We start from the raw sequence: 10,970 nt of genomic DNA on the forward strand, positions 1-10,970 counted from the left end.
GTTCACGGCGGCCGCGACGTGGGCGGCGCTGGGCGGGCGCAGCCTGGAGACCGAGGCGCAGGCGATGCACGCGCTGCTGGCCGACGACGACGTGCCGGGGGCGCGGGAGCGCCTGGGGCACCTGTGCAGCCGGGACGCGAGCGAGCTGTCCGCGGGCGAGATCGCGCGGGCGACGGTGGAGTCGGTGGCGGAGAACACCTCGGACGCGGTGACCGGCCCGCTGCTGTGGGGCGCGGTCGCAGGCCCGGCGGGGGTGGTGGCGTACCGCTGCGTGAACACGCTCGACGCGATGGTCGGCTACCGCGACGCCCGGTACGAGCGGTTCGGCTGGGCCGCGGCGCGACTGGACGACCTGGTGAACGTGCCGGCGGCCCGGCTCACGGGGCTGCTGACGGTGGCGGTGGCGCCGCTGGTCGGGGGGCATCCGCACGACGCCTGGAAGGCGTGGTGGCGGGACGCGCCGAAGCATCCGAGCCCGAACGCGGGCGTGGTCGAGGCGAGCGCGGCGGGCGCGCTGGGGCTGCGGCTCGGCGGGGCGAACCGGTACGGGGACCGCCTCGAGGACCGGGGCACGTTGGGCAACGGGCGCCCCGCGCAGGTCGAGGATCTGCCGCGGGCGGCGCGGCTGTCGCGACTCGTCGGGGCGGCGGCGCTCGTGACGTGCGTGGCGCTCGCGGCGTCGGGCCGACGCGGCTGAGGTGGGGTCGCGCATGGGTTCAGAGACGGGTCCGCGCGTGGGTTCGCGCATGGTTTCGGGGCCGGGTTCGGGGGCGCGGGCGTCGGGGTTGCTCGTGGGCGGAACGACGTCGGATGCGGGAAAGTCGCTGTTGACGGCGGGGATCTGCCGGTGGCTGCGGCGCGAGGGCGTGTCGGTGGCGCCGTTCAAGGCGCAGAACATGTCGAACAACTCGATGGTGTGCCCGGACGGCACGGAGATCGGGCGGGCGCAATGGGTGCAGGCGATGGCCTGCCAGGTGGTGCCGAGCGCGGACCTCAACCCGGTGCTGCTCAAGCCGGGCACGGACCGGCGCAGCCACATCGTGCTCATGGGGCGTCCGTTCGGTGAGCTGAACGCACGGGAGTGGTCAACGGGCCGTAGGGAATTGGCCCGAGAGGCAATCGCGGCGTACGAGCGGCTCGCGGCGCGTTACGACGTGGTGATCGCCGAGGGCGCGGGCAGCGTGGCGGAGGTCAACCTGCGCGAAGGTGACTACACGAATCTCGGATTGGCCCGGGCCGCAGGGCTGCCCGTCGTCGTGGTCGGCGACATCGACCGCGGGGGAGTGCTGGCGTCGATGTACGGGTCGTGGGCGTTGCTCGACGAGGACGACCGGGGCGCCCTGGCGGGGTGGATCGTCAACAAGTTCCGCGGCGACGTCGACCTGCTGCGCCCGGGTCTGGACGTCGTCGAATCCCGCACGGGACTTCCGGTTTTCGGGGTCATGCCGTACCTGTCGGACGTGTGGCTCGACGGGGAGGACGCGCTGACGTTGGGGTCGTGGAAGGCTCGCGGATCGCGAGCCTCAGGCGGCGCCGGGGGCTCGGTCGGCTCGGTCGGCTCGGTCGGCTCGGTCGGCTCGGTCGGCTCGGTCGGCTCGGTCGGCTCGGGGGCCTCGGGAGCCTCGGGCGGCCCGGCTCCGGCGGGGTCGTTGCGGGTGGCGGTGGTGGCGTTCCCGCGGCTGAGCAACGCGACGGACATCGACGCGCTGGCGGCCGAACCGGGGGTGCACGTCGACCTGGTGGACTCCCCGGAGGGGCTGAACGGGGCCGACCTGGTCATGTTGCCGGGGAGCCGGGCGACGCTGTCGGACCTGGAGTGGCTGCGCTCGCGGGGCCTGGCGGAGGCGGTGACAAGCGCGGCGGAGCGCGGGGTGCCGGTGCTCGGGGTGTGCGGGGGCTACCAGATGCTGGCGGCGACGATCCGCGACGAGGCGGGCATCGAGGCGCCGCGGCCGACGGTGGCGCCGGGGCTGGGGCTTTTGCCGATCGACGTGTCGTTCGAAGCGGACAAACACACGCGCGTGGTGCGCGGCGCGTGGCGGGGGCATCCGGTGGAGTCGTACGAGATCCACCACGGCGTCGCGCATCGCACACAACAGTGTGACGTTGCGGGTGGTTCGGCCTCCGAGGAGGTGCACCCGTTCCTCGACGGCTGGCAGCGGGGCGCGGTCTTCGGCACGACGTGGCACGGCGCGTTCGAGAACGACGGCTTCCGCCGGGAGTTCCTCGCGCAGGTCGCCGCGTCGACCGGGCGCGAGTGGACGCCGACCGCCTCCCCGGGTTTCCGGCAGCTGCGCGAGCAGATGCTGGAGCGCCTCGCCGACGCGGTCGTCGAGCACCTCGACACCCAGGCGCTGCGCCGACTGCTGCGCCTGTGACTCCGCCCGTCACTCAGAACGGCGGCTCCTCGTAGCCCTCGGCCCAGCCCTCGGACCGCGGACCAGTTAGACCCGACGGACCCGTAGCCCCAGTGGCATCTGTCGCCCCTGTGGCCGTCGGGCTCGTCGGAGAGGTCTGGGCGGCGTCGGCCGCGGCGTGGCCGGCTCGTTCGTCCGCGAGTTCCTCTCGGAGGCAGGCGATTTCATCGCGGAGGCGGTTGAGTTCGCGGGGGTGGGCCACGGCGTCGTCGTCGATCGCCGCGAGGTCTTCGAGGTTGATGAGTACCTTCTTGGGCGGCTCGTCGACGGGATCGTCCACCTCGCGTCCGGCGTCATGCCCTGCGTTTCCGGCGTAAGGCCCTGCGTTTCCGGTGTCAGGCCCTGCGTTTCCGGGGTCAGGCCCGGCGTCGGCCGCCTCGGGTTCGTCGGCACCCAGGCCGAATTCGCGGTAGTCCATGGGGAACGTCGGGTAGACCCGCCCGTCCGGGAGCCGCCATTCGACCACTCCGTCAGGCGTGATCCGCGCGGCCCAGTGCCGTCGGGTCTTCTTCGCGTGGTGGCGTTCGCATTCGTCGGCGAGCGTGTCGCCGCGGGTGGTGCCGCCGTCACGAACCTCGACGACGTGATCGAGCTGGCAGTGTGCCGCCGGCCGGTCGCACCCAGGGGCGCGGCAGATGCCGTCGCGTTCGCGGACGGCGCGAGCCATCCGTGGAGGCGGCGCGTAGGACCTGCTGACCTGCGCCATCGCGTACCCCGTGATCGGGTCGGCGATGAGCCGTCGCCAGGTCGACCCGACCGCGAATGCGACCTCGCGCACCGTGTCGGCGTCGACGGTCGCACCTTCGACCAGCCCAGGTTCCCGGTTGAGCCGGAGCAGCGAGCCCGCGGACACGACGACGGAGACGGTCGCGGACGGCCAGCCGCCCTCGCCCGGGTGGTCCACGGCGGTGGGCGCGTCGGCGTGCGGCTGACCGAACAACAGCAGGTCGAGGGCGACGTCGGAGCGCAGCTGAGCCAGGGTGCGGGGGTCGCCGCCGGCACGGGCCGCGCGGGCGATCGCGTCGACGCGCCGGGAGGCGCCCAGGCAGCGGGCGTCGGCGCCGCTGACCCCGAACGACCCGGCGCCGTCGTCACCGAGCGTGACCCAGGTGTTCCGCTGCCGGAACACCCGCGCCCGGCGGGCCCGGGTGCTGACGTGCTTGATGAACTCGCGGCGCTTCTTGCGGCAGAACAACCCCTGCCCCACCGGCGCCGCGGTCGCAGCGGCCTTGGCGGTCGCGTAGGCGAGCACGGCGTCGCACACCTTCTGCCCCGCCTCCGGCGTGACCTCGAGCGCGTCGAGCTCCTGCACCAGGGCACATCCCTGGGTGAACGTGATCGCGCGAGCCGCCACCGCCTCGCGCACCGGCGCCGCGATCGGCTCCGGCGCCAGACCGAGCGCCGCGCGCCCCCGCCACACCCCGGCGGATCCGCCCAGCGTGGCGACCGCGGTGTCGACTACGCAGACCCGCGCCTCGTCGAGCAGGACCGGGTCGGACTTGCGATGCCGCGGCGCCATCAGCCCGCGCTCGATCCGGTCGTTCTGGGAGGCCGCGTCGCTCTGGGCCTGCCGACGCACGAGGATCTCGAGGATGTGCGTGCGTTCCAGCTCGTTGTGCGCGGACGTGGTTTCCAGAGTGCGCAGCCGATCCCAGAGCTCCTCGGAGTCGGGCTCGGTCGTGTCGTCTGATACGTGCGCATCGTCGGAACAGTCGTCGGAATAGTCGTCGGAGCACTCGTCGCCGTCGGGGCTGTGAGGCCAGCCGACGCCCGGCGCGCTCTCGCTGGTGAGCCGCCACCCTTCGACATGGCCTTCGTCGGGCAGTCGGCTCATTCCGTCAAGGACGGCCGCGAACTGCAGGTGATCGGCAAGATCATCAAGCGCCTCGTCAATATAGGCGTCAGAAATCGGGATGTCCGGATGCTTCAGTGCCCATGCAGGAAGATGGCGCCCCATGGGGTCGACAATCATTTCGACCTCCTCCTTTGACGGGCGTCGGGATGGTCAGTTGCGAGGCTCCAAATATATCTCTGAAATATGTCGTGGACTACGATTTTGCCAGAGATCGAGAACCTGGTGGCCGCGCTCTCGAGGCCTGGAAAAGGGAACTGGGAGAACCGTGATGAAGGGCTCCTGCGTAACTGTGCACGTGTGCTTTCATTGTGCGCGTACGGCCCAATTGATCTGGGTCCGTTTGTCGCAGTGGTGGCCGCACAGCCCATGTCACTACGCCCCCTCAGGTGAGCGCCGGGCTCCGACCCCGTCGGCCGAACTCCGGTATCACCGACCCTAGAGGCGACCACCGACAAGCTGCGTTATCGGGGCGAGTAGCCTTGTTGCACATGAAGATTCACGACATCGGGGGAGAGGTCACCCCGCTGTGCGCAGGTAGCGGAGCCTGGGCAGGCTGAGACCCGGCGCAGGCTGAGACCCGGCGCAGGCCGAAACCCGAGGCAGATCGAAACCCGAGGCGGGCCGAAACGTGAGGGGGGTCGAAAGTCGATATGCCAAGCTAAGCGCGCCGACAACGCCACTTAGCGAAGATCAAGCCATTCGAGACTATCGCCGACAAAGGTGCGAAAACTGCCCTCAGAGACCGAACGACGACTCTCGCAAAGCCTCCACGGCGTCGGGTTCACCGTCGATCTCGACCTGGGCGACATCGCGACGCCCGGTGCCGAAGAGAATGAGCTCGGCGGGTTCGCCGCGCAGCACGACGGTGCCGAGTTTCGTCGGGCCTTTGACGGCGCGGCGGCCGTGCTCGGGGGTGACGAGAACGATGCCGACGGGGGAGCGGCGGAACATGAGTTGCCCCATCTGCCGCAGCCTCGACCACAGGGCCTCCTGCAGGTCGGGGCCGATGTCGCGGGCTTGGTCGGGGCTCCAGCCGGGGGCGGCGCGGAGCACGTCTTCGTGGTGCACGAAGAACTCCATGAGGTTGACGGCGTCATCGACGGCCGGCACCCGGGAGGGCGACCAACCAGGCGGGCCCTGGCGCACCATGTCGACGAGGCCGGCCCACGAGCCCTCGGCGTATCCGTCCTGCACGCGCTGGGAGTGGCCGGCCAGCTGGGGCAGGAAAACCCCTGCCACGGCGTCGGGACGTCGCTCCCGCAACACGATGTGGGCGGCGAGGTCGCGGCTACGCCACCCCTCGCACAGGGTCGGTGCGTCCGGGCCGACGCGGGTGAGCGTGGAGCTGAGTGCCTGGCGTTCGAGCTGGGCCAATCCGGTCATGGCGACCATCTTGACAGTCGGCTCCGACAACCGCCGATCAGGACCGCAGCGGACGAGCCGATCCGGCCGCCACTACCCCCGCAGCGCCGCGTCGGACCGTTGGCAGAATGGCCGAGTGACTTCCGCCAGTTCGCTCGATCCCGCCATCGCCGCGCGCCTCAAGCGCGACGCCGCCGGACTCGTCGCCGCCGTCGTCCAGGACGCCGCCTCCGAGGAGGTGCTCATGGTCGGCTGGATGAACGACGAAGCTCTGCATCGAACGCTGACCAGCGGCCGCGTGACGTTCTGGTCGCGCAGCCGGGGCGAGTACTGGCGCAAGGGCGACACCAGCGGCCACGTGCAGCACGTGCGCTCGGTGCACCTGGACTGCGACGGCGACGCGGTGCTCGTGCGCGTGGAGCAGGTCGGCGCCGCCTGCCACACCGGCGAGCGCAGTTGCTTCTTCACCGACCTGCACGCCGCCACCGGTCAGTCGTTCGCCGAGGGCCCGCGCGCAGACGTCAACCCCAGGAGGCCGGGGCCGGAGGCGGCGTCGTGAGCCTGCGACCCGGCTCCCGGCTCGGCTACGGCCAGACGTGGCCGACCTTGACGGAATTCCGAGAGCTGGCCCGCGATCGGCGGGTGATCCCGGTCGTGCGCCGGCTGCTCGCCGACGCCGAGACCCCGGTCGGGGTGTACCGCAAACTCGCCAAGAACGCCCCGGGCACGTTTCTGCTGGAGTCGGCCGAACACGGCGGGGTGTGGTCGCGCTACTCGATCATCGGGGCGGCGAGCCGCGCGGTGCTCACCGAGCACGATGGGGAGGCGGTGTGGTTGGGTGACCCGCCGGTCGGCATCCCCACCGACGGCAACCCGGTGGAGGTGCTGCGCGACGCGGTCGCGACGCTGGCCACCGAGCCCATCGAAGGGCTGCCGCCGCTGACCGGCGGCATGGTCGGCTACATCGGCTACGACGCGGTACGGCGCTGGGAGAAGGTGCCGCAGACTGCGCCCGACCACCTGCAGTTGCCCGAGCTGGCGATGATGCTCGCCACCGACGTCGCGGTGCTCGACCACAGCGACGGCTCGCTGCTGCTGGTCGCCAACGCCGTGAACTTCGATGCCACCGACGAGCGCGTCGACGACGCGTGGGCCGACGCCGTGGACCGGCTCGATCGGATGACGACCGAACTGGCGGAGCCCGCCGACAGCACGGTCGCCGTGCTCGAGCCCGTCGAGGTCGGGCCGACCAGCAACGAGACGCCCGAGCACTACCAGCAGCTCGTCGAGGAGGGCAAGGAGGCGATCCGAGCCGGCGAGGTCTTCCAGGTCGTACTGAGCCAGCGGTTCTCGATGCCGTGTGAGGCCGACGCGCTCGACGTGTACCGCGCCCTGCGCACCGCGAACCCGAGCCCGTACATGTACCTGCTGAGGCTGAGCACCCCGGACGGGCGCGACGTCGACATCGTCGGCTCGAGCCCGGAGGCGCTCGTCAAGGTCGAGGGCCGCAAGGTCATCACGCACCCGATCGCGGGGTCGCGGCCGCGCGGGGCCACGCCCGAGGACGACGTCCTGTACGGCAAGGACCTCCTCGAGGACCCCAAGGAGCGCTCCGAGCACGTCATGCTCGTCGACCTCAGCCGCAACGACCTGCAGCGGGTCTGCGAGCCCGGCTCGGTCGAGGTCGTCGACCTCATGAGCGTGCACCGCTACAGCCACGTCATGCACCTGGAGTCGACGGTCATCGGCCGGCTCGCGGCGGGGCGCAGCGCCTACGACGTGCTCGAGGCGACGTTTCCGGCCGGCACGCTGTCGGGCGCGCCCAAGCCGCGGGCGCTGCAGCTCATCGAGGCCATGGAAGCGAGCCGGCGCGGCGTGTACGGCGGCGTCATCGGCTACCTCGACGTGCACGGCGACCTCGACATGGCGATCGCGATCCGCACGGCGGTCATCGTCGACGGGGTCGCGCACGTGCAGGCCGGAGCCGGGATCGTCGCCGACTCCGTGCCCCGCCTCGAACACGAGGAGACGGTCAACAAGGCGGCCGCGGTCGTGCGGGCCGTGGCCGCGGCGTCCGGGCTGCGGGCGCCGTGAGAGCGCTACGCCGCGGGCCGGTCGTCGTGCTGGCGCTGATCGCGGGAGGCGCCTGCGCGGCGGCGACAACCACGGTGTGGGCGAGCGCCACCGTCGCGGACCCGGTGCTCGGGCACCGCGCGGCCACCGCGACCGGACAGGAACTCGTGCCGGGCGCGCCCGGGCTCGGGCTCGTCGTGCTCGCCGGGGCGCTGGTCGTCGCGATCGCCGGGCCGGTGCTGCGCGTCGTCGCCGGAGCGCTCGTCACGGCCGCCGGGGCGGGGGCCGCGGCGCTCACGGCCCGCGTGCTGGCCGACCCGGCTCCGGCGCTGCTCGCGCGGGCGGGCGACGCGTTCGGCAACAGCGGCGCGGCGGCGGTCACCGACTCCGGGCTGACGCCGTGGCCGTGGGTGACGCTGCTCGGTGCGGTGCTCGGCGCGGTCGCGGGCCTGCTCGTGCTCGTGGCCGGCCGCACCTGGTCGCGCGCCGGGAGGCGGTACGCGAACCCGGCGGGGGAGCGCGCCGCTCCGAGGGCATCCGGTGAGGCGCGCGGCTCCGCGCCGCCGGCGTCGGCCGGAACAGACGGCGGCCCGGGTGGCTCGGGTGTGTCCGACGGCTCGGGCGCTTCGGGCGCTTCCGGCGGTTCGGGGGCGTCCGGCAGCCGGCCGGCCCGCGGCGCGGCCGTCGACGACTGGGACAGCCTCAGCCGCGGCGAGGACCCGACGCTGTGATCCCGTGAGCTCGCCGCCCGCACCGGGGCGCGGCCCCCGCGCGGGCCTCGGCCTGGCAGAATGGGTCCCGATTACCGCCGCGACAGCGACAACACCCCAGGAGATGCGACCCATGGCCGAGTCCGTCCAGCAGCACACCGATTCGCACGGCAGCAGCACCGCCGCCTGGACTGGCGTCGGCATCATGCTCGTCGCCGCCGCGCTCATCTGCCTCGGCATAGTCCTCGCCATGCCGCTGCTGTGGATCGTCGGGACCCTCGGGTTCATCGGCGGAGCACTCGCCTGGATCATCATGTCGAAGGCGGGTTACGGCGACGGCGGCCCGAAGAACAAGGTCGGCCACTGACGGGTGCCGAGGGCGCCCCGGCCACCCTGGGCGCCTGGGGCGCACTCGGTGGCGCTGCCGGCCGCTGCCTGCGCACCACGACCGCCACTCGCGGCGCCAATGGCGGGCATGTGTGAGTCAGCGGAGTCAGCGGTTGAACCGCAGCGACACCTCTCGGCCTCCGCTGGAGCTGTTGTCGATGTTGACCGGCACGCCCTGCTCCTGCGCGATCCGGCCGACCACGTCGTTGATGCACTGGTCGCTCTCGGCCTGCGACGGCAGCGAGAGGCATTCCTGGATCTCGCCCCAGTGCGGCTGCACCGCGCGGATCGCCACGAAGTACCCGACGCTCAGCACGCCCGCGAGGATGACGGCGATGATGCCGGTGACCAGGCCCGTCACGGCCATGCCCCGGCCCGCACGGCGACCCCGGTTGGGGGAGCGGCCCATGCGGGAGAGCGCGATGATCGCGAGCACGATGGCGAACAGCCCCACGAGCACCGGCACGAACGGGAACCAGAAGATCAGCAGCGCGATGATCCCGAAGATGAGGGCGGCGAGCGCCGCGCCGCGGCCGGGGGTGCGCTTGCCGGCGTACGGGTCGTCGTAGTCCTGCTGGTAGGAGGCGTACTGCGGCTGCTGCTGGTAACCCTGCTGGTCGTAGCCCTTCTGGTAGCCCTGGTTGCCGTAGCCCTGCTGCTGGTACGGCTGCTGAGACGCCTGCTGATACACCGGCTGCTGGTAGCCCTGCTGGTCGCCGTAGCCAGAGGACCCGGACGACCCGTACGGAGGGGGCGGCGGGTACGTGCCGCCGCCCGAGGAGTAGCCCTGCTCGCCGCCGGGCGTCCCGAAGCCCGAGTCGTAGCCCTGACCGGAGCCCGAGTCGTACCGCTGACCGGACCGGTCGCCGTATCCCTGGCCGTACTCGGCGTCGGAGTCCACCGGCGCCATCGGCCGGGTCGCGTCGTACTGCGTCTGATCGCGCCCAGGATCGTCGGCGCGGTACGCGCCATCACTGCTGCCGTATCCGCCATCACCGCTGCCGTAACCGTCGTTGCGGCTGCCGTAGCCGTCGTTGGGGTTGTCGTAGCGGCTGTCACGGTCGTCGACGTCGGGGCGGTAGGGCTCGGTGAGCGCGTCGTCGCGCGTCGAGTCGTCGCGGCCGGGACCGCGGGACGTCGAGCCGGAAGACCCTGGGCTGTCGCTCATGTCGCTGTCTCTCCTGCCTGCCCTGGCCGATCCGCCTGGCTCACCGGCCCTGGCAGATCGGTGGCTGATCCGTTGCGGATCGATGGCTGGTCGGTTGCTGATCGGGGGCTGAACGGGGCTGATCGGTGGTGCGGGCCTGGTCACCACAGTAACCGTCCGCTGAGCAACGAGCGGATTCGGCGCCCGGGAAGCGCCCCGCTAGCCTGAGGGGCGTGGCATCCGTTCTCGACGACATCATCGCCGGGGTCCGCGAGGACCTCGAGGCGAGGCAGCGCGAGGTCAGCCTCGCAGACCTCAAAGAACGAGCCGCGCGCCTGCAGGAGGCCAAGTCGGGCCTCGACGCACTGCGCGGACGGCCCGGCGGCGTGCGGGTCATCGCGGAGGTGAAGCGGTCGAGCCCGAGCAAGGGCGCATTGGCGATGATCGCCGACCCCGCGGCCCTGGCCCGCGACTACGAGGCGGGCGGCGCCAGCGTCATCAGCGTCCTCACCGAGCGGAGACGGTTCGGCGGCAGCCTCGATGACCTCGTGGCCGTGCGCGCCGCGGTCGACATCCCGGTGCTGCGCAAGGACTTCATCGTCACCTCCTACCAGCTGTGGGAGGCTCGCGCCCACGGCGCCGACCTCGTGCTGCTCATCGTCGCGGCCCTCGGGCAGGACGAGCTCGTCGGTCTCATCGAACGCACACGATCGTTGGGGATGACGCCGCTCGTCGAGGTGCACGACGAGGAGGAGGCGGAGCGGGCCGTGGCCGCCGGCGCCGAACTCATCGGCGTCAACAACCGCAACCTCAAGACACTCGAGGTCGACCGCACGACCTTCGCGCGCGTCAGCGCCGCGCTGCCAGACAACGTCGTGCGCGTCGCGGAGTCCGGGGTGCGCGGGCCGCACGACGTCATCGAGTGCGCGCGCCGCCAGGCCGACGCCGTGCTCGTCGGCGAGGCGCTCGTCACCGGCGGCGACCCCCGCAGCGCGGTCGCCGACCTCGTCGCCGCGGGC

The 10,970-nt window shown here is 72.1% G+C and carries 10 protein-coding genes; 7 read left to right on the plus strand and 3 right to left on the minus strand.

What is annotated here, in order from left to right; all coding sequences use genetic code 11:
• A partial coding sequence (gene cbiB / locus PINTE_RS17910; RefSeq protein WP_068433491.1) for an adenosylcobinamide-phosphate synthase CbiB occupies nucleotides 1-697 on the plus strand: 697 nt, incomplete at its 5' end.
• A 49-nt stretch (nucleotides 698-746) separates the two neighbouring features.
• The gene (locus PINTE_RS17915) at nucleotides 747-2,378 is read left to right on the plus strand and encodes a cobyric acid synthase (protein ID WP_068433504.1); all 1,632 of its coding nucleotides are present in this window, start codon (nucleotides 747-749) and stop codon (nucleotides 2,376-2,378) included.
• 13 nt (nucleotides 2,379-2,391) lie between these two features.
• Here PINTE_RS17915 and PINTE_RS17920 read toward each other — a convergent pair whose 3' ends face one another.
• Nucleotides 2,392-4,251 (minus strand): HNH endonuclease signature motif containing protein, encoded by a 1,860-nt coding sequence (locus PINTE_RS17920; RefSeq protein ID WP_068433496.1) that lies wholly within the window; start codon nucleotides 4,249-4,251, stop codon nucleotides 2,392-2,394.
• Between the two features lie 756 nt (nucleotides 4,252-5,007).
• Nucleotides 5,008-5,655 carry a TIGR03085 family metal-binding protein gene (locus PINTE_RS17925; protein WP_068433505.1) on the minus strand — a complete coding sequence of 216 codons (648 nt, stop codon included), beginning with the start codon at nucleotides 5,653-5,655 and terminating at the stop codon, nucleotides 5,008-5,010.
• A gap of 115 nt (nucleotides 5,656-5,770) precedes the next feature.
• Between PINTE_RS17925 and hisI the strand changes: the two genes are divergently transcribed.
• From hisI to PINTE_RS17945, 4 genes are all read left to right on the plus strand, one after another.
• A complete protein-coding gene (hisI, locus tag PINTE_RS22195; protein WP_245643038.1) occupies nucleotides 5,771-6,193 on the plus strand; it encodes a phosphoribosyl-AMP cyclohydrolase in 423 nt (140 codons plus the stop codon).
• The gene (locus tag PINTE_RS17935) at nucleotides 6,190-7,728 is read left to right on the plus strand and encodes an anthranilate synthase component I (protein ID WP_068433498.1); all 1,539 of its coding nucleotides are present in this window, start codon (nucleotides 6,190-6,192) and stop codon (nucleotides 7,726-7,728) included. Before hisI ends, PINTE_RS17935 begins: the two co-directional genes overlap by 4 nt.
• Entirely contained in the window at nucleotides 7,725-8,438 is a 714-nt protein-coding gene (locus PINTE_RS17940) for a Trp biosynthesis-associated membrane protein (RefSeq protein WP_084343769.1), read from the plus strand. Before PINTE_RS17935 ends, PINTE_RS17940 begins: the two co-directional genes overlap by 4 nt.
• Before the next feature lie 112 nt (nucleotides 8,439-8,550).
• Complete coding sequence (locus PINTE_RS17945) at nucleotides 8,551-8,784, plus strand: HGxxPAAW family protein (protein ID WP_068433501.1); 234 nt, start codon at nucleotides 8,551-8,553, stop codon at nucleotides 8,782-8,784.
• 126 nt (nucleotides 8,785-8,910) lie between these two features.
• Here PINTE_RS17945 and PINTE_RS17950 read toward each other — a convergent pair whose 3' ends face one another.
• Nucleotides 8,911-9,972 carry a DUF4190 domain-containing protein gene (locus PINTE_RS17950; RefSeq protein WP_068433502.1) on the minus strand — a complete coding sequence of 354 codons (1,062 nt, stop codon included), beginning with the start codon at nucleotides 9,970-9,972 and terminating at the stop codon, nucleotides 8,911-8,913.
• A 212-nt stretch (nucleotides 9,973-10,184) separates the two neighbouring features.
• On the opposite strand from PINTE_RS17950, the gene trpC reads away from it, so the two are divergent.
• Nucleotides 10,185-10,970: indole-3-glycerol phosphate synthase TrpC (gene trpC, locus PINTE_RS17955; protein WP_068433503.1), on the plus strand; the 786-nt coding region annotated here is incomplete at its 3' end.

Origin of the sequence: Piscicoccus intestinalis NBRC 104926, assembly GCF_001515525.1 — a bacterium.
In the GTDB taxonomy this organism is placed as follows: domain Bacteria; phylum Actinomycetota; class Actinomycetes; order Actinomycetales; family Dermatophilaceae; genus Kineosphaera; species Kineosphaera intestinalis.